The following is a 19,148-nucleotide window of genomic DNA, read 5'->3' as shown; positions in this document are numbered from 1 at the left end:
TCAACTAGTTGATTTACATCACACTCCCACAAACAAAAAACCACTTTATATACCTTTGGTATTAATCACCAAGACGCATACCCACGCCAGTATATAAATCGTTAATACCAAGTTGAGCGTTGCGATAAAGAGTCCCGAAGACTGTTATAGCCACAACGGACGCATGTATTGCCTGCCGCAGAACAGACGAACGTGCGAAACCAACAAAGGCTGTACCAGGTGCTAAGGAACTCATCATGAAAACTCAAGTCGTGTTGTGGAAGGCAAGTACTGCATTGGCCCTTATCCTGGCAATGAGCCTGGGAGGCTGCAGCAGTGGTGGTGGCGGTCATAAGAGCAGCGTTGCTTCCTCCTCCCCGGATGCCGGCACCGGTGGTGGTACTGGTGGTGGCGACGGTGGCGGAACCGGCGGTGGTACCGGTGGCGGCACGGGTGGCGGAACCGGCGGTGGTACCGGTGGCGGCACGGGCGGCGGAACCGGTGGTGGTACTGGCGGCGGCACGGGTGGCGGAACCGGTGGTGGTGATGGTGGTACTGGCTCGACCACCACCCCCTTGGTCACTGGCCAGATTGCCGCCAACCTGGGCGATACCCTCGGCAACGTAGGCACCGCCATTGGTGGTATCGGCACAACCGTTGGCGGCGTTCCAGTGGTCGGCGTCACCGCCGGCGGGCTGGTGACCAGCGTGGGCACCGCCGTTGGCAGCGTCAGTGATGGCCTGACCGATGGCCTCGGCTCCCTGGGCACCAACAGCAACTCCCTGGGCATTACCGTGGCCGGTGTGGGCAACGCAGTCGCCGATCTGGGCGCCGGTGTTTCGACCACGGGCCAATCCCTGTCCACCACCTTGGGTGGCATCCCGGTCGTCGGCGGGCTGGCCGGGGGTGTCGGCGGCACTGTCGGTGGCGTGGTCGACGGGGTGGGCCAAACCGTCACCATGCTCGGCGATACCTTGAGTACTGCCAGCACCACTGGCCCCCTGGGATCGGTCACCAGCACCCTGGGCGGCAACGTCCTGGTGCCGGTGGTCTCGCTGGTTGAAAACACCACAGGCAACCTCGGCACAGCCACCGGCCTGGGCACCCCGCTCAATGGCCTGCTGGATCAAGTCGGCTCAACCGTCACCAGCCTCAGTGGGCAAGTGGCTGACGCCGGCGGTACTGGCAACCCTGTCACCGGCGTCGTAAGCAGTGTACTCGGCGGTACAGGCACAGTGGCGGGCACTTCCGGCGGCCTGGTGTCGCCCTCTGCCGGTACCAGCCCGACTTCCGGCCTGCCGGAACTGGTGGGTGGCGTAGTGACCAACATCGGCAGCGGCCTGGATACCGGCACCACCACCGGCATCGGTACACCGGTCGACAGCCTGGTGACTCAAGTAGGCGGGGCGGTCAGCAGCCTCGGCACCAGCATCACCGCCACCAACACCAGCCCCATCACCAACACCCTGGGGCAAACCGTCAACACCGTGGGCGGGGTGGTCACCTCGCTGGGCGGCGCAGTCACCGGTGGTACCACCAGTACCACAGGCCTGCTCGGCGGCCTGACCGGCCAATAGAAGAATTACACCTGGCCCATTAGACGGCCTCCCCTACAGCGCCTACGCTTGGTTGAGACGAGAGATTCCAATGGGACTCTCGTCTTTTTTATGGGTGCTCCCCAACCGCGTCCAAGAACCCGGCGGGCCCCTGCGAAATGCCGCTGCAGTTTTGACCATGGAGTGTCCTATGCGCGTTTTGACGCCGTTGTTATTGCTCACCCTCAGCGCTTACGTCCAGGCCGAGACCCTACCCAGCTTCCTCAACAGCAACGACACCATCCGCAACCTCCCCGTCCCCAACCTGCCCGCCGACGCCTACCGCCCGGTGACGCCCCAGACCCAATTGCCGCAGCCCCCAGCCGCACAAGCGCAACCGTTGCTGATGGACACCAGGGTCACCATCGGCAAGCTGCAGATCGAAGGCGGCACGGTGTACCCGCTAAAGGACGTCGCCCAGGTGTTCGAGCCGTTGATTGGCCACGAAACCAACCTCGCCCAGCTGATCGAAGCCACCCGCAGCATCACCCGTCGCTATCAGCAGGATGGCTACCTGTTGTCCTACGCCTTCCTGCCCGACCAGCGCTTTGAACAGGGCCTGGTGCGCGTGGTCTTGGTGGAGGGGTATATCAAGGACTACCAGGTGCAGGGCGACATTGGTCCGGTCTCGGCCTACATCGACAAGCTGGCGCAAAAACTCCAGGCCGAACGCCCGCTGACCCGCAAGACCTTCGAGCGCTACACCACCTTGATGGGACGGATTCCCGGCGTGACCCTGCAGGCACAAGTACCGCCACCGGGCACGACCGATGGCGGCGCCCATATGAATATCCAGGCCAGCCGCAAACCCTTTACCAGCAGCATGAGCATGACCGACAACAGCCGTGGCGGCCTGCAAGCCCTGATCGCCGGCACCAGCAATTCCCAGACCGCGATGGGCGAACAACTGAGCCTCAGCGGCCTGTTCCCGCCGGGTGAAGACAAAGAGCATTACTACCGGCTCGACTACAGCCAGTTCATCAATGCCGAAGGCACGCAACTGAGCCTGTATGGCGCGCGTTATCGCAGCGACCCGAGTACCCACATCCGCCTGGACGGCGGCTTTTCACTCAAGCCGCACCGCGAGAACGACCGCTTCTCCATCGGCCTGAGCCATCCGCTGATCGCCTCGCCCGGCGAGTCCCTGACCCTCGGCACACGCTTCTACGGGGTCAACGACAAGACCCGCTATCAACTGGTGGGTTACCCGCAACGCTTCGACGTGGAAACCGACCTGCGTGCCCTGGCCTTTGAAGGCGATTGGCGCAAGACCGACCAGCGCCAACTGCGCATCCTCAGCGCCGGCCTGTACCAGGGCATCGACGGCCTGGGCGCCAATACGCGCAGTGACTTCGAGGGGATAAAATCCGACCTGGACTTCTTGCGCCTGCGCCTGTCCGGGGTACAGAGCGACAAGTTCTTCGACAACTGGCAAGGCGTGCTGTCGGCGGCGCTGTACTGGAGCGACGACACCCTGCCCGACAGCGAACGGGCGGTGTTTGGCGGGCAGAATTTCGGGCGGGGCTACCCCGATGACCAGGGCTCGGGCGACAAGGGCTGGGGCGTGGCCTACGAGGTCAACTACAGCTACAACCGTGCGGGCGACTGGGTCAGGATCGTCCAGCCCTACATCGTGCTAGACCGTGCCAGGACCTGGTTCAACGACCTGCCGGTGAAGGGCAGCGACCTGTCCTCTGCGGCGGTCGGCCTGCGGTTTGGCGATGCCAAGTACTACAACATTGCACTGGAGGCGGCCAAGCCGATGTCGGATATGGCATTGGATAGTTTTAACCGGCGGCCGCGGTATACCTTGAGCTTCAGCTATCAGTTGTAGTGTGGGCTTGCCCGCGATTGCGGTGTGTCAGTCAATCTATTCGGCGACTGACGCACCGCTATCTGGAGCAAGCCCACAGGAAATGCCACTGCGCACTCAGGTCAGGGCATCCCCCACCTTGCCAAAGAACGTGGTGATCTGCGGCCCCAGCAACTTCCCGGCCGCCAGTACCACCAGCGCAATGACCGCAATCAGAATCACATACTCGATGGCGGTCGCACCGTCCTTGCGGTGCAGGAACAGCATGAACCGCACATGCAACTTCAACAGCAGGGCAAACAACATGGGACCTCTCCTCGATACGTAATGATCAACGATGGCGCAATGGCGTGTTCATCTGTTCCCTGCGCCGGGGAAACAGAGTCTCCAGGGTCTCGATCAGGCGCGTCAGGTAAATGGGTTTGCGAAACAGGTCCAAAACCTGCAGTCGCAACATGTCGCTGACGTCATCCATTTCGGCATGGCCGGACATGACAATGACCGGGAGGTGTTGGCGCGAAGTATGTTCACGCAGGCGCTTGATCAGGGAGATGCCACTTTCTTCCGGCATGCGCAGGTCAGTGATGACCAGCGCGATATCCGGGTGCAGGGTCAGTTCCTGCAAGGCAAAGGTGACGGAGGTGGCGCAGAAACAAACAAAGCCCTCGTTCTCCAGCGACTCGGCCAGTTCAACGAGGGCATCCTCTTCATCATCCACCAGCAGGATTTGCTGGCGGCTCGCGGCAACGGCGTTCATGAGCAATACCTTCCACGACAATCACTGATGGGCATGCTCGATGTACCACGGCCGATCAGGTCAACGCTGCCCCGACTTTAGCGAACATGGCCGCGATCTGAGGCCCAAGCAGTTTCCCCGCCGCCAGCACAACCAACGCAATGACCGCGACCAGAATCACGTACTCAATCGCCGTGGCGCCCTCTTTGCGCTGAAAGAACAGTTGGAGTTGGACGTAGAGCTTCATCATGACGGTAAGGAACATATGACTTCTCCTTGGTGCCTGCTGGCGCAGATCGCGGTGCTGCACGGTGATTGCTGCGTGCCACTAGAGCATTGTCAACAAACCCCACCTCAACAACTGTAAGAACGGATTAATCACAAAGTAGTAGTCGCACCATTGGCGTCATCACCCCGGGGCTTAAGGACGCAGGTCGAACGTTTCAAAATAAATCACGATCGCTAATGGCATTTTGTCCTAGCTCGGCTACCGTCAAATAGCCAAATCGTTAGATGTTCATAGCTGCCTGGTTGCGAAATCAACTCGTTGGGAAAAACGGGCCTGTGATGCAACAGGAAAGGGAGAGCCTTCATGAACAGTCGTGTCAGCATGATCCTGGCTGGGTTGTTATTAATCGGTGCGCTGTTCGCAGGCTATTGGGGATTGGTGCTGAGTCGTCCACCTGAACTGGCGGCCGAGCCATTGCCATCCGGCGTTTCCATGGAAAAAACCGTCACCGCCGTCGAGGACCAGACCCGTCAAGCCGTGGTGGTCCTGGTACGTGATGTGCCGCCCTATGTGGCGCTCACCGCCGCTGACCTGGCCCTGGAAAAACTGCGCACGGCACCGGCCGGCAGCTTGACCCGCCTCGACCAGGCCATTGGCCGCACCCCGTGGAGAACCCTGCATGCCGGCACCTGGCTGGATGACGCCAGCTTCAATGCCGGTGGCCCCCTGGCGCGGATGATCCGCCCTGACGAACGCGCCCTGGCGGTGGCCGTCGATGAAGTCATCGGCGCGGCTGGCCAGTTGAGCCCCGGGGATTATGTGGATGTGCTGTTGTTCCTGCGCCCGGAAGGCACCAACCCGGAGCCCTCGACCCAGATCATCGTGCCCGCCCTGCGCCTGCTCAGCGTGGGCGATAACCTCGGCCCGACCAACGATGGCAAGCCCGCCGTTGCGCCGCCCGCCACCGATGAAGAAAAAGCCCGCCAGGCCCAACGCCAGGCAAGCCCGCCGCGGACCGTGGTGCTGGCCGTGCCGCAACCGTTGATGAGCCGCTTGATGCTGGCCACCAGTGTCGGCGCCTTGCGCCTGGCCGTACGCAGTGCCGATGAACAGCTGTTGAGCCAATACTGGGCCGGCAATAACGAGGCCCCCGCCAAGCTGCAAAGCGCCAATCGCGAGCTGTACCAGTTCACTCAACTGGCCATGGCCGGCGCCCCCAAAAGAGTCGCCCAAACCGGGAGCGCCAACGAATCCAGGCGCGCCGGTATCGAGGTCATACGCGGCAACCAAGCGACCCAACAAAATCCCTGATTGAACAAGGATGCCTTGAATGCCCCATCGTCTCGCACCTGCGTTCACGCACATGGCCTGGGCCCTGATGCTGTCCGGCCTGCCGGTTGGCCTGGCATTCGCCGCCCCGGACAGTTGCAGCAACCTGGGCGCCCTGCCGGCCGTGGTCGAGGTCGGCGAAGGTTTGCAACAAACCCTGCAATCGCCGGTGGCGATTACCCGCCTGGCCATCGGCGACCCGAAAATCGCCGATGTGCACCTCAACGGTGATCGTGGCTTCCTGCTCACCGGCATTGCCTCCGGGGCCACCAGCCTGATGGTCTGGACCCACTGCTCCAGCGCCCCGCGCCAGAGCATGGTGTTCGTCAAGGGCAAGGCCAATTCCAGCCTGACCAGCCTGGCCCTGGCACCGTCCGACGATCCGTCCCTGCCCAGCCAGGTGCAGACCGATATCCGCTTTGTCGAAGTCAGCCGCACCAAACTCAAGGAGGCCAGTACCTCGATCTTTGGCGGCACCCGCAACTTCCTGTTCGGCAGCCCGCGCACAGCCGGGGGGGCCCTGCCCCTGGATAACGAAAGTTTTAATATCGGCATCGGCGGCGGGCGCTTTTCGGCGATGATCAATGCCCTGGAACGCAGCGGCTTTGCCTACACCCTGGCGCGGCCAAGCCTGGTTGCCATGAGTGGGCACAGCGCGACGTTCCTCGCCGGCGGCGAAGTGCCGATCCCGGTGCCCAGTACCGGCAGTAACACCATCTCCATCGAGTACAAAGAGTTCGGCATCCGCCTGACCCTGACCCCGACCGTGATCGACCGCACACGGATTTCCCTCAAGGTGGCACCGGAAGTCAGCGAACTGGATTACGCCAACGCCCTGCAGGTAGAAGGCATCCAGGTGCCCGCCCTGACTGTGCGCCGTACCGACACCACGGTGTCCCTGGCCGATGGCGAAAGCTTTGTGATCAGCGGCCTGATCAGCAATAACAACCGTTCCACCATCAGCAAGTTTCCAGGCCTGGGCGACATCCCGATCCTCGGTGCGTTTTTCCGCGACAGCAACGTCAGCCGCGAGGAAAAAGAGCTGCTGATGATCGTCACCCCGCACCTGGTCCAACCCCTGGCCGCCAACGCCCGCCTGCCCTCCCTACCCGGGGAAAAACTGCGCAACTACGACCCCAACTGGTATCGCCTGTACTTCCTGGAAAACGGCAACTTCGACCGACGTACAGGACTTTCCCAATGAGCGATAGCCTGAGCCAGACGTTCCTGGCAATCACCCGCAACACCACCGACCTGGAATGGCTGCAAGGCGCCCTGGCGCCCCTGGGCCAAGTGGTCAGTGCCGGGGGTGGCAGCCTCGATGAGCTACTGGCCCTGGTGGACGTGACCTTCGCCAACCTGGTGTTCGTGGGCCTGGACCGTGAGCATGTGGTGGCCCAGAGCGCCTTGATCGAGGGGGCCCTGGAAGCCAAGCCGATGCTGGCGATCGTCGCCCTGGGCGACGGCATGGACAACCAACTGGTGCTCAACGCAATGCGCGCCGGGGCGCGGGATTTTGTCGCCTATGGCTCACGCTCCAGTGAAGTCGCCGGCCTGGTGCGGCGCTTGAGCAAGCGCCTGCCACCGGTGGCCCACAACACGCACCTGGGTGGCCTCACCGTGTTGTATGGCACCCAGGGCAATGCCGACGGCGCCCTGCTCGCCAGCCACCTGGCCATGGTGGTGCAAAAGAGCGGCCAACAGACCCTGCTGCTGGACCTGGGCTTGCCCCGGGGCGACAGCCTGGCCCTGCTGGGCCTGGAAAGCGCGTTCAACTTTGGCGATGCCTTGCGCCATTTGCGCCGCCTGGACACCACCTTGATCAACAGCGCCTTTACCGCCACCGACGGCGGCCTGCGCATCCTCGCCTACAGCGAAGGCGACGAGCCGCTGGAAATGACCAGTGCCGCCGAGCTGTACATGCTGCTTAGTGCCTTGCGCCAGCACTTCCAGCACATCGTGGTGAACCTCACCGGCCAGCGCGACAGCGAAGCCCTGCGCACCTTCGTCAGTCACTGCGACAAGCTTTTGTGGTGCACCGACCAGAACGTCCTCGACTGCCGCCGCAACCTGGCGGTGCTCAATCAGTGGCGGGAAAAAGGCATGAAGCTTGATCATGCCAAGTTGCTGGTCGACCGCTACCTCAAAGGGGCTGCGCCAGATACCGAGGCCCTGGAAAAGAGCTTCGGCCTGGAAGCCATCGCGGTGTTGCCGCTCAGCGCCGAGGTCCGCCTGAATGCCAAGAACCAGGGGCAGACCCTGTTCAGCCTGGCGCCGCGAGAACCCCTGACGCAGCACCTCAAGACCCTCGGCGAGCGCCTGGCCAAACGTACCGAGGGCCTGGAAAAACCTTCCCCCCGCTGGTTCACGCGGCTGTTGGGGAGCGCCAAATGAGCGGCGAAAACCTCTTCGGCACACCCGCTCGCGGGCTGGGTAGCGCCGTGGATAACGACGGCCTGAAACTGGTGCTGCACCGCTACATCATCGACGCCATCGAAGAGTCGGGGAAAAACCTGCTGGAGGGGTCGCGCCAATCCCTGGCGCAATTTGTCATCGACAAGGTGTCCGAATACATCACGCGCATGCACCTGGCGATTTCCCGCTATGAAATGGAGCGCCTGGCCGAGGAAATCGTCGATGAGCTGACCGGCTTCGGCCCGCTGGAAGTACTGTTGCGCGACCCCTCGGTGACCGAGATCCTGGTCAACGGCCCGCACCGGGTGTTTGTCGAACGGGACGGCCTGTTGCACCAGAGCGACCTGCGCTTTATCGACGCCCACCATGTGGAGCGGGTCATGCAACGCATCCTCGCACCATTGGGCCGGCGCCTGGATGAATCATCGCCGATGGTCGATGCCCGGCTGCCCGATGGCAGCCGGGTCAACGCGATCATCCCGCCGATTGCCCTCGACGGCCCGTGCCTGTCGATTCGCAAGTTTCGCAAAGACATGCTCAAGAGCAGCGACCTGGTGGCGATGCAGACCATCGACCAATCGATCTTCGAGTTTTTCCAGGAGGCGGTGGGCAAGCGCTGCAATATCCTGATCAGCGGCGGCACCGGCACCGGCAAGACCACCCTGCTCAATATTCTCAGCCAGTTGATCAACCCCCATGAACGCCTGGTGACCATCGAAGACGTCGCCGAACTGCAACTGGGCCACCCCCACGTGGTCCGCCTGGAAACCCGCCCGCCCAATGCCGAAGGGCACGGCGAGGTGAAGGCCAGCGACCTGATCCGCAACGCCCTGCGGATGCGCCCGGACCGCATCATCCTCGGCGAGATCCGCGGTGTGGAAGTGCTGGATGTGATGACCGCCATGAACACTGGCCACGACGGTTCCATGAGTACCGTGCACGCCAACAATGCCCAGGACGCGCTGTTGCGCCTGGAAACCCTGGTGGGCCTGACCGGCCGCGCGATCGCGGAGAAAACCCTGCGCCAGATGATCTGCGCAGCGCTGGATGTGGTGATCCAGTTGACGCGCCTGCCCGATGGCCGGCGTTGCGTCAGTGAAGTGGTGGAAGTGGTGGGGGTGCGCGATGACGTGTATGTCACCAACACCTTGTTCCGCCATGACCGGCGCACCGGCTTCGGCTTCCTGCGCGAGGCCATCAACCCGGCGGGTGACAAGCTGCGCCGCGAATCCGCCCTGCCGCTATAGGAGCGTCACCATGACCGGCGCCATCCTGATGTTCAGCTGCGTGATCCTGATTGGCGTGTCGGTGCACCTGTTCCTCAGTGGCCTGCACCAGGCGCAAACCGACCGGGTCCTGGAGCGGCTCGCCAAAGGCCAGCCGTTGTTGGCCGAAGAGCGCGGCCATTGGGTCGGCCTGGAGCACATGTTCCAGCGCGCGGGCCTGGGCAAGCCCACCGACCGCCTGGGCCTGTGGCTGACCGGCTGGATGCTGGGCGCAGCCCTTGGGTTCCTGGTGTGGAGCTGGGCCGGCCTGCTCGCCATGGCCTTGCTGCCGCCCCTGTTGCTGCGGCTGTACATCGCCTGGCGCTATCGGCGGCGGGTCAAGCGGATGATCGAGCAGTTGCCGCAAGTGCTCGACCATACCGTGCGCAGCCTGAAGTCCGGGCGCACCCTGGCCGACGCCCTGCTGGGGGCCATCGACAGCACCGAAGAGCCCTTGAAGCCCGCCATGGCACGCATCCAGCGCAACGTGCAATTGGGGGTCAGCCTGCCCGACGCCGCCAATGACTTCGCCGAATTCTACGAACAGGACGAGTTGCGCATGCTTGCCCTGGGGCTGAAGGTCAACCACCGCTACGGCGGCAACGCCAGTGACTTGCTGGAGAACCTGATCAAGGTCATCCGCGAACGGGAACAAGGCGCCCGGCAATTACGCGCCATGACCGGCGAGACGCGGGTCACCGCGTTTGTGCTGGCCGGCATGCCGATTGCGATGGTGGGGTATTTCATGCTGATCAACCCCGGCTACCTGCTGACCATGTGGAACGACGACAGCGGCCGCTACATGCTGCTGGCCGCGCTGACCATGCAGGTGCTGGGCTGCCTGACGATGTGGCGCATGTTGCGGAGTATTTGAGATGGTCTTGCTGATCAGTGCCTTGTTGTTCCTGGCTGCGCTCGTGCTGATCGTCGGCCAGTGGCTGACCCAGCGCCGCCGCCTGCGCCTGGTCAACCAACGCCTGCAAGGCCAGTTGGTGCGCGGCGACCGCCTCGGCACCCTGCTCAACCAGTTTGGTAACAGCCAGTTGGCCCAGCGCTCGGTGAACATGGATAACGAAACCCAGGTCCTGCTCAACCGCGTGGGCTGGCGCAAGGCCAATCAACGCGCGATCTTCGCCGCCTGCCAGATTGGCGTGCCGCTGGTGCTGGCCGGCGTGATCCTGGTGGGCGAGAGCTTGCTCTTTCCCAATGCCGACTCCCCGTGGATCGCGCCCCTGCTCGGCCTGGGCGTGGGCTACCTGATCCCCAAGCGCGTCCTCGCCAGCGTGGCCAAGGCCCGCCAGCAGCAAATCTCCCGCGAGGTGTCGACCTTTATCCCGCTGCTGCGCATCCTGTTCGAGTCGGGCATGGCGGTTGAACAGTCCCTGCGCGTGCTCAGTGTTGAAGCGCAGCGCCTGCTGCCGGCGCTGACCCAGGAACTGCGGTTGATCCTGGCACGGGTCGACTCGGGCCTGGAGCTGGGCGAGGAACTGGGCAAGACCGCCCGGTTGCTGGCCGTGGACGAGTTCACCGACACCTGCATCATTCTCCAGCAACTGATCCAGCAGGGCGGCGGCGCCATGAAGTCGCTGCTGGCCCTCAAGCAACTGCTCGACGACCGCCGCTTGACCCGTTTGCAGGAGTTCATCTCGAAGATGTCGGCCAAGATGTCGGTGGTGATGATGGTCTTCCTGTTTCCCGCTTTATTGATTGTGCTGGGGGGGCCGGCATTCATTGCGATCTCCCGGGCCCTGAGCAGTTTTTGAGGAGCGCGCGATGAAAGCACTGATTGCAGGCCTGGGCCTGCTGATGCTCGGCGGCTGTGCCAGCAACGGCCAGACGCCCTGGGCGGCACTGATGACCCCGGGCAGTTGCGCCAAGCCCAGCGCCGAACAGGAGCTGTCATTGAACCTGGCCGACGACATGGCCAACGAAGGGAAGATGCACGCCAGCCTGGCCAACCTGCAAAGCCTGCCGGAGTCTTTGCCGCAAGTGCGCCAGCGCAAGGCCAAGGTCTACCGCCTGCTCGGGCGCAGTGAAGCGCAACCGCTGTACCGCAGCCTGCTGGGCACCTGCATGGCGGCCGAAGGGGAACACGGCCTGGGGCAACTGGCGGCGGCCCAGGGTGACAACGCCCAGGCCCTGGCCCATATGCAACGGGCGGCGCAACTGGCGCCCACCGATGAAAAAATCCGCAACGACCTGGGGGTGGTCTACCTCCACCAACGGCGCCTGGAAGAGGCACGCTTTGAGTTCATGACGGCCATGGAGCTCAAGCAAAGCGATCAACTGGCGGCCGTCAACCTGGTGACCCTGTTGATCTACCAGGACAACTGGGGGCAGGCCGCGCAACTGGCCAGCCAGGTGGGCCTGAGCCCCGAACAGGTCACCGAGGCCCAGGCCCGGGCCGAGAAACTCAAAACCAAGGGCCAGGTGGCGGCGGCCAGCGATGCCCCGCCCGTACTGATCAAATAAGCGCTTGAAGGAGCCGCTGATGAAAATCCATTACCTCACCAGCCTGACGCTGCTGGCCCTGCCCCTGACGGTACTGGCCATCGAGCCGGGGCCCTCGTCCAAGGCCCAGCAGGAAACCGAGCACTGGCTGGGCCTGCAAGTCAGCGGGCAAGCCGCCTCACCCACGGTGCAAAGGGCAACGTCTGCCGAGCGCGAGCTGGCCATGCAACGCTGGATGGAAAGCAAAAAGTTCGCGATCCCCGAAAAATTCAACGAGGACGGCGCCAGCTCGGACGACAGCAAATAAGCCCCGGCACTAGAGAACCTGTGGGAGCGGGCTTGCCCGCGATAGCGGCGTGTCAGCCAGCAAATCTGTCACTGACATACCGCTATCGCGGGCAAGCCCGCTCCCACATGGCTGTACGCAAAGCTTCAGTGCGCCGTCACCCGCTGGCGCAAGGCCGAGTTGCTCGGCGACAGCGCCAACGCCAGTTGGGTACGGTTGTGCATATGGGTCAAGCGCAACACCTGGGACACGTACAGCTTGACCGTGTTCTCGGTAATCCCCAGCTCACAGGCAATCTGGTAGTTGGTCTGGCCCTTGCCGACCAACCGGGCAACATCCAGTTGCCGGGGGGACAGCTGATTGAAGATCGCCGGCACCTCCAGGCGCTCGGCTTCCTCGCCCTCGGCTGGCGGCGTCGGGCCGCGACGGACCTTGTCCAGGTCCTGGTACAGGTCGTCGATGGATTCAGAAAGATATTGCAGCTTCTGGTTCAAATTCCCCAGATGCAGGTTCTTGTGGCGCTCTGCCAGGGCGGCTTCCTGGCGTTGCAGGCCTTCGAGCAACTCATTGAGGTTGATGGGTTTCTGGTAGTAATCGGAGATGCCCACGCGCAAGGCCTTGATCACGTCCTGCTTGTCGGCCCGGCCGGTCAACATAATGGCCTCGAAGGCCCGCTGCTTGCCGGCGATTTTCTGCAGGGCCTGCACCAGCTCGATACCATCCATGTCGGGCATATGCAGGTCACACAGCACCAGGCCGATCTGCGGGTCTTCACTGAAACGTTGCACCGCCTGCTGGCTGGAACCACACGGGACACAGCGATAACCGCTGCTTTCAAGAAATTCGCAAAGCTCCTCCACAATCAGCGGCTGATCGTCGACCACGAGCACTTTTACTGCAGACGTAAGCTTGTTCACGCGCTACTCCATGCCTGGCAAGCCAAAGATTGACCTATCCGTTCCGAAGAACCTTCCTACTTGCTTGTGTAAATAAACTTAGACGTACTTTCCGACTATGTATATAGCGCTACAGAGCGCCCACGACTAATGGAGCCACAACCAGGCCAGGGTAAAACCCACTAGCAGAAACGGCGCAAAGGGCAGTTTCCTTGACGGCTCCACCACCAGATAGCCCAGGCGCGCTCTAACGCCTTGACTGGCAAGGGGCAACAGTCGCGGCCCATAGACCAGCCAGGCCATATTCGCCACGCCGGCGCCGACCAGCGACCACAACAGGTAGGTGGAATCCGACGCCAGCGCCAACGCCGCGAGCAACTTCACATCAGCGGCGCCCAGGCGCCCGAGGGCGTAGCCGGGCAGCGTCAACAGCAGCGCCAGGAAAACCGCCCACACCCCTTCAGCCCGGGAAGCCCCCAGCCATGTCGTGCCGCTCCACAGCAGGTAGAGCAACGCCAGCAGCACGGCGCCCAGGGTCAGGCGGTTGGCAATCTGCCGCTGGCGAATATCCTGCACCGCACACACGCCCAACCAGACCAACACCACGAGGCCTTGGATCACGTAAAAACCGTCCCTTTTTGCTGATTGATTCTATGCTGATATCAGGTAGTAACCGTCAGGGTAGTCGCAGTGATGAAAACCAGCCTCCCTAGCAAGCAAAAAGGCGCCGTCGCTATCGAATTTGCTGCGGTGTTCGTGATTTTTTTTGCCGTGTTCTACGCCATGGTCAGCTACAGCCTGCCGCTGCTGCTATTGCAGTCGTTCAACCAGGCCACCGCCGAAGCCGTGCGCCGCAGCGTGGCACTGGACCCCAGCACCCCCAACTACAACACCGCGCTCATCCAGCGGGCGACTCAGACCGTGCAAAGCCAATTGCAGTGGATCCCCGCAACCTTCCAGTTCCAGGCGGCCCATATCAACCCGACCTACACTGCGGGCGTGCTGACCGTCGAGATCAACTACCCCTCGGCCAACCTGAAGAACGTCCTGCCGTTTATTGTGCTGCCGGGCATTGGCACGGTGCCCCGGCTGCCGACCACACTGCACGCCCAGTCGAGCCTGCAATTTTGAACTCCGGTGACAAAATCTTCGGCAGGCTGCTTGGCCGCAGCAGCGTCCACGCCCTGGAGACGCCCGCCAACCCGCCGCCCCCAGGCCTGCACATGCGCCTGGACCAGCAAGGCCATGTGCTGCAGATCAGCCGTGCGTTGCACCCACAACTGGCCTACCACCTCAGCGCCCAACCCCACCCGCTGTTGCGCGACCTGCTGTGCCTGCCCGGCGCCCTGAGCATCGAAGGCACCCCCGGCGACTGGCAGCGCCACAGCCTGGACCTGGACTTTCAAGGCGCCGGCGACAACATCTTGCATACCCGTGGCTGGATCGAGCCGGATGGCGATGACTGGATCCTGCGCCTGCTGGATATCAGCGACCTGCTGAACGGCCGGCAATTGGCCCAGCAGCGCGAACAGAACCATCAACTGGCCAGCCAGATGAGCGAGCAACTGCGCGTGTGCAGCCTGACGCGCCTGCCGCACGTGTTCAGCGAGCACCTGCACAGCCTGGCCCAGCGCTGGCACATTCCCTGTGTGGCGATGGTCCTGCTCGACGACCAGGACTGGCGGGTCTACAGCGGCTACAGCGCCCACGATGCGCCGCAATTATGGGAGCCGGGCCAACGCCTCGGCACCTGCCTGGACAGCCTCAACGGCAACACCGCGCTGAGCCTGAAAACCCTCCAGGGCCGCAGCGAACACCCGCGCCTGTACAGCGTGTTTGCCAATGCCGAGGGCCTGCTGGTGCCCTATCGCGATAGCCAGGGCGTTGCCGCCTGGTTACTGTGCGGGTTCTACAGCGGCCACCCCGACGTCAGCGAGCGTGACTGGCTGAACCTCGCCGCCGCCCTCGCCGCCCCCTTGCTCGGCCGCCTGCGCGAACAGCGTCATCACCAGCACCTGGAACGGGTAGAAGCCTTGCAAGGCCTGCTCGGGACCGGCTGGTGGGAACTGCTGGCCAGTGGCGAGGAGATTCTGCTGGCGCCGCAACTGATGCGCAGCCTGAGCCCGGAAGATGCACCGACCCAACAAGTGCTGGCCAACTGGCTGGAACTGATCCACCCCGCCGACCGCCAGGAACTCAACAGCCGCCTGCAAGACCTGCAGACCCTGGGCAAGCCCTTGTTGACCAGCGTGCGCCTGCAACGCAGCGACGCCAAGCAGAACCCCATTTGGTATCGGGTCCAGGGCCAGGTGCTGGGGGCCGGCGAGCAGCGGCGCTGGATCGGTTTCATGCTCGATATCAGCGACATCAAGAACCAGCAACTACAGGCCGCCGCCGCCCATGCACGGCTGGACAACCTGATCGCCAGCTCCCCGGCAGTGATCTACGTGCAGCGCTACGTCAACGGTGCGCTGCACCCGGCCTTCTTCAGCGACAGCCTGCTGCCGCTGCTGGGCTGGACCCTGGCCGAATGCACCCACGACACCTCCGTGGAGTGGGTGCACCCCGAAGACCGCGACCTGTACTTCGAGCGCACCCGGCAATTGCTGCGCGAAGGCAGCGTGCGCAGTCGCTACCGTGTGCGCGATCGCCAGGGCAATTACCACTGGTTGCTGGACGAAGCCAAGCTTTTGCGCGACGACCTCGGCCAACCGGTGGAAGCCGTCGGCCTGTGGCTGGACGTCACCGAAGCGACCCTGGCGGCGCAACAGATCAAGGACAGCGAAGAGCGCTACCGCCTCCTCGTCGAAGACTCACCGGCGATGATCTGCCGCTATCGCCAGGACCTGACCCTGACCTTCGGCAACACGCCCCTGGCCAACTACCTGGAATGCACGCCGGCACAACTGCCGGGGATCAACCTGGGCCACTGGTTATCGGAGGAGCAACGCAGTGCCTTTGTAAAACGCATCGGCCAGTTGAGCCCGGAATTCCCGGTCAGTACGGCTGAGATCAGCCTGCAACTGCCGGGACGCGAACATGCATGGTGGGTCTGGTCCGACCGTGGCGTATTCGACGAGCACGGCCAGTTGCAGGAAATCCAGGCCGTGGGCCGCGACAACACCGAAGTGCGCCGCTCCCAGCAGCAACTGACCCAAAGCGCCAAAATGGCCACCCTGGGCGAGATGGCCACCGGCCTGGCCCATGAGATCAACCAGCCACTGAACGTGATGCGCATGGCCATCGTCAATATGCTCAAGCGCCTGGGCAACGGCGACGTGCAGATCGACTACCTGACCGAAAAACTCCAGCGCCTCGACGCCCAGGTCCAGCGCGCGGCCAGGGTGGTGGACCATATGCGCGTGTTCGGCCGCCGCTCGGAGGTCGAGCAACAACCTTTCGACCCGGCCCAGGCGGTGGAAGGCACCCAGTCACTGCTCGGCGAAGGCCTGCGCGGCAAAGGCGTGGACCTGCGCATCACCCCCATGGACGGGCACGTGCAGGTCAACGGCCATGTCGATCAACTGGAACAGGTGCTGATCAACCTGGTGGTCAACGCCCGTGACGCGCTGATGGCGCGGCACGAAAAAAACCACGACTTGCGCCCATGGATCGCGCTGTACAGCGAACACGACAGCCGCCACATACGCATCTGGGTCGAAGACAACGGCGGCGGCATAGACGCGCGCTTGCTGGAGCGGATTTTCGAGCCGTTCTTTACCACCAAACCGATTGGCGTCGGCACCGGGCTGGGGCTGTCGGTGAGCTACGGCATTGTGGAAAACATGGGCGGACGCCTGAGCGTCGTCAACAGTGAGCATGGGGCGCGGTTTTGTGTGGAATTGCCGGTGGTGGGTGGGGGTTAGATTACAAGGTAGGCGTGGCCAGATTGGCAGCTCAGGTTGGCGCCTACATCCCCTTTATTTAGATCGACGCCTAAGGCCAGTAAGAGGGTGTTTATCAGCGAGTCCAGTAACGGTGTCAGTGTGGTTTTGATCGTACTGATCAGCAGGGAAGTGACGCTATTGAGCGTGGTTCCAAGACCACCAATAAGATTGCCTAGCAAATTTTCGTTTCCGGGCTGCGGGCCATACATATTTAGAACAAGCCCCGCTGCTGCTCCCTTGGCAGGGTCCGTGAGCCCACTAACGATATTGCTGGTGGTGTAAGCGTAATAAAACGGTTGCTGCGAAATTTCCGGCAAATCGGGAGAGAGGTAAGTATGCGCAAGGTTTTTACTCCCTCCGACATCGATATTGGCAGATAACCCAATACCACCTCCTACAGAGGGAATACGGGCATTGCAGTCATTGAATATCAGAAAGCGGCGGCATGACTCAGTACCGATATCAACAATCTTCAAGGGTTTCACAACCATCTGGGGCGGAGCTTGACTGCTGCCGAAAATGCTGGATAAGCCGTCAACTTGACCCAGTTTCAGATTGACCAGCGAGGTATTGGTGCTGGTTGTCAGGCTTTTATTGGTAGGGCTTGCGCAGCTGTAGGCAGTTACCCAACTACTGGCGCTGGCAGCCTCTACCGCAATATCCACATGGACAGGCGGAGGCAGAATCTGCAGGTTGGGTGAAGTACACAGTGCACCCAAACCACATGTCAGCGCATTGATCGCGCCCACAATATCAAGCTGTAGCAGCGCTCCCACCGTGTTTGCCAGAGGGCCCGCCAATCCGGTCACGCCGTTCACCAAATCCAGGACCGTGTTCAGTACGGGCAAGTTGACCGAGAGCAGAACTCGTAGTTGAGACGTGCGCACATAGATGCGATTCGGACCGGTTTCAGGATTATGTCCTGCTGCTACAGCTTTGGCTGGATTGCCAACAGCAGATAATTGAGGCGGCTGTAAAACCTGAACCGTAGCGGTGATTTGCGCCACTCCAGGCAAGTCAATCGGGACACTTGCCAACAGGCCGTTTTTCTTGTTGGCCAGTTGCACAAAACCTTCGATCAGATCAAACACCCGCATGTTCACTGCCAGAGACGCCACATCAGTGCCACTCGCAATCTGCAGAATATCGCCCAATACCACTTGAGTAGTACCTGCTGCCGTCTTGAGCGCTTTCAAGCCGACAATCGTTACATCCGTGGTCAGGGTGTTAGTGGGATCCAATACATTGATCGCACTTTGAATTAACTGGCCGACACCGAGGGTATTGCCAAGAACTTCTGTATAACCAACCGCCGTCAGACCCAGATCAAGCTTTAGTCGATCCAGATAATTCAGCAGAGAGATATTGGTATTAATCAAACCATTCCACCCGGCCACCGACAGGTTCAGTCCACCGCCCAACAACCCGCCGAACAAAGCGTTGAGAACAGAGGCCTTGCTGGCTGAGTCCACAACCACGGCGGTGCTGCGAATTGTGAGTGCGGCCACTGGGGTCGCCAACGCCGCCACCGCCGTCGCACTCAAGGTCGTATTAGCGTTATACGTCCCACTGAACAACCGCCACACCCCGTTGGCGATACCGGTTGTGATCGTGTGGGTAGCGACAACGCGGATGGCTTCGTTCTTGGTGGCATCGACAGTGAAGACACGGATGTTGAGGGCATTGGTCAGCAACGTCCCGCAAGTCACCGCCAGTGCGCGGGAGCTGTCGCTGGCGACGACGGTGAAGCCGTTGCGGGTGGCATTCTGCTTGGCGTAATCGACGGCCGTGGTGCTGCCGGAACACTGCCCGCCACGGTTGGCGGCTTCCAGGGCGGCGGTGTCGGCAATGGCCTGCAGCTTGCGTTTTTCCAGGTACAGGCGGCCGCTATCGACCACCAGCAATAGAAACACCAGGGCCAATGCCAGAGTGCTGGCGAATACCAGGCCGATTGCGCCACGCTGGCCAGAACGAAGTCGGGGAGACATCGAGCACTCCTTTGCCGGCGAACTGCCGAGCGCTTACTCTCCTGTAGTGAACAGCAGTGTAGACAAGGCTTGCAGGGGGCGCTGGCAAGTTGCCAGTTTGGCGACTGGCGGGAAGCCCAAGGGCACACGCAACACCTGTAGCTGCGATGCGGGCATCTCGGGGTATCGGGTGTACCGAGGCGATCCCATCGCAGCCTCGCCGGGGCTCGACAGCTCCCACAAGGGAGCGGCGGCACCTGCAAATTTGTCTCAAGGAACACAGATCAAATGTGGGAGCTG

At 62.2% G+C, this 19,148-nt stretch carries 18 protein-coding genes; 12 read left to right on the top strand and 6 right to left on the bottom strand.

Annotated elements, in window-relative coordinates:
• The first annotated feature begins 236 nt into the window (after positions 1–236).
• Both AO268_RS25260 and AO268_RS25255 read left to right on the top strand, forming a co-directional pair.
• Entirely contained in the window at positions 237–1,556 is a 1,320-nt protein-coding gene (locus AO268_RS25260; protein WP_099170190.1) for a collagen-like triple helix repeat-containing protein, read from the top strand.
• Positions 1,557–1,725: 169 nt separating this feature from the next.
• Positions 1,726–3,408, top strand: a complete 1,683-nt coding sequence (locus AO268_RS25255) for a ShlB/FhaC/HecB family hemolysin secretion/activation protein (RefSeq protein ID WP_099170189.1) — start codon at positions 1,726–1,728, stop codon at positions 3,406–3,408.
• A gap of 96 nt (positions 3,409–3,504) precedes the next feature.
• Here AO268_RS25255 and AO268_RS25250 read toward each other — a convergent pair whose 3' ends face one another.
• From AO268_RS25250 to AO268_RS25240, 3 genes are read right to left on the bottom strand one after another with little or no spacing between them, the layout of a single operon-like run.
• Entirely contained in the window at positions 3,505–3,693 is a 189-nt protein-coding gene (locus tag AO268_RS25250) for a Flp family type IVb pilin (RefSeq protein WP_076961468.1), read from the bottom strand.
• Between the two features lie 25 nt (positions 3,694–3,718).
• A complete protein-coding gene (locus AO268_RS25245; protein WP_076961469.1) occupies positions 3,719–4,144 on the bottom strand; it encodes a response regulator in 426 nt (141 codons plus the stop codon).
• Positions 4,145–4,199: 55 nt separating this feature from the next.
• Positions 4,200–4,388, bottom strand: coding sequence for a Flp family type IVb pilin (locus tag AO268_RS25240; RefSeq protein ID WP_076961470.1), 189 nt, complete (start codon positions 4,386–4,388; stop codon positions 4,200–4,202).
• A gap of 327 nt (positions 4,389–4,715) precedes the next feature.
• Between AO268_RS25240 and cpaB the strand changes: the two genes are divergently transcribed.
• The 8 genes from cpaB to AO268_RS25200 are packed head-to-tail and all read left to right on the top strand — an operon-like array spanning position 4,716 to position 12,119.
• Positions 4,716–5,663, top strand: coding sequence for a Flp pilus assembly protein CpaB (gene cpaB / locus AO268_RS25235; protein WP_099170188.1), 948 nt, complete (start codon positions 4,716–4,718; stop codon positions 5,661–5,663).
• 19 nt (positions 5,664–5,682) lie between these two features.
• Complete coding sequence (locus tag AO268_RS25230) at positions 5,683–6,885, top strand: type II and III secretion system protein family protein (protein WP_099170187.1); 1,203 nt, start codon at positions 5,683–5,685, stop codon at positions 6,883–6,885.
• Positions 6,882–8,075, top strand: a complete 1,194-nt coding sequence (locus AO268_RS25225; RefSeq protein ID WP_099170186.1) for an AAA family ATPase — start codon at positions 6,882–6,884, stop codon at positions 8,073–8,075. The genes AO268_RS25230 and AO268_RS25225 overlap by 4 nt, the downstream gene beginning before the upstream one ends.
• Positions 8,072–9,343, top strand: coding sequence for a CpaF family protein (locus tag AO268_RS25220; protein ID WP_099170185.1), 1,272 nt, complete (start codon positions 8,072–8,074; stop codon positions 9,341–9,343). The genes AO268_RS25225 and AO268_RS25220 overlap by 4 nt, the downstream gene beginning before the upstream one ends.
• Before the next feature lie 10 nt (positions 9,344–9,353).
• Positions 9,354–10,235 carry a type II secretion system F family protein gene (locus tag AO268_RS25215; protein WP_099170184.1) on the top strand — a complete coding sequence of 294 codons (882 nt, stop codon included), beginning with the start codon at positions 9,354–9,356 and terminating at the stop codon, positions 10,233–10,235.
• 1 nt (position 10,236) lies between these two features.
• Positions 10,237–11,124: a type II secretion system F family protein gene (locus AO268_RS25210; protein ID WP_076961476.1), complete on the top strand. Its 888-nt coding sequence runs from the start codon at positions 10,237–10,239 to the stop codon at positions 11,122–11,124.
• Positions 11,125–11,134: 10 nt separating this feature from the next.
• Entirely contained in the window at positions 11,135–11,833 is a 699-nt protein-coding gene (locus AO268_RS25205; protein ID WP_076961477.1) for a tetratricopeptide repeat protein, read from the top strand.
• Between the two features lie 19 nt (positions 11,834–11,852).
• Entirely contained in the window at positions 11,853–12,119 is a 267-nt protein-coding gene (locus tag AO268_RS25200) for a DUF3613 domain-containing protein (protein ID WP_076961478.1), read from the top strand.
• Positions 12,120–12,244: 125 nt separating this feature from the next.
• Here the strand turns inward: AO268_RS25200 and AO268_RS25195 are convergent, their stop codons facing one another.
• Complete coding sequence (locus AO268_RS25195; RefSeq protein ID WP_076961479.1) at positions 12,245–13,015, bottom strand: response regulator transcription factor; 771 nt, start codon at positions 13,013–13,015, stop codon at positions 12,245–12,247.
• Between the two features lie 126 nt (positions 13,016–13,141).
• Positions 13,142–13,615, bottom strand: coding sequence for a prepilin peptidase (locus AO268_RS25190; RefSeq protein WP_099170183.1), 474 nt, complete (start codon positions 13,613–13,615; stop codon positions 13,142–13,144).
• 72 nt (positions 13,616–13,687) lie between these two features.
• Here AO268_RS25190 and AO268_RS25185 point away from each other — a divergent pair, with 72 nt between their 5' ends.
• Both AO268_RS25185 and AO268_RS25180 read left to right on the top strand, forming a co-directional pair.
• Complete coding sequence (locus tag AO268_RS25185; protein ID WP_076961481.1) at positions 13,688–14,125, top strand: TadE/TadG family type IV pilus assembly protein; 438 nt, start codon at positions 13,688–13,690, stop codon at positions 14,123–14,125.
• Positions 14,122–16,860, top strand: a complete 2,739-nt coding sequence (locus AO268_RS25180; protein ID WP_099170182.1) for a PAS domain-containing sensor histidine kinase — start codon at positions 14,122–14,124, stop codon at positions 16,858–16,860. The genes AO268_RS25185 and AO268_RS25180 overlap by 4 nt, the downstream gene beginning before the upstream one ends.
• Here AO268_RS25180 and AO268_RS25175 read toward each other — a convergent pair.
• Entirely contained in the window at positions 16,857–18,869 is a 2,013-nt protein-coding gene (locus AO268_RS25175) for a pilus assembly protein TadG-related protein (RefSeq protein ID WP_099170181.1), read from the bottom strand. The two genes, AO268_RS25180 and AO268_RS25175, sit on opposite strands and share 4 nt — an antisense overlap.
• Between the last annotated feature and the right edge of the window lie 279 nt (positions 18,870–19,148).

This window comes from Pseudomonas sp. ICMP 8385 (genome assembly GCF_002699915.1).
In the GTDB taxonomy this organism is placed as follows: domain Bacteria; phylum Pseudomonadota; class Gammaproteobacteria; order Pseudomonadales; family Pseudomonadaceae; genus Aquipseudomonas; species Aquipseudomonas gessardii.
Note: the sequence above shows the minus strand (reverse complement) of the source record. Positions and strands in the feature narration are given on the sequence as shown.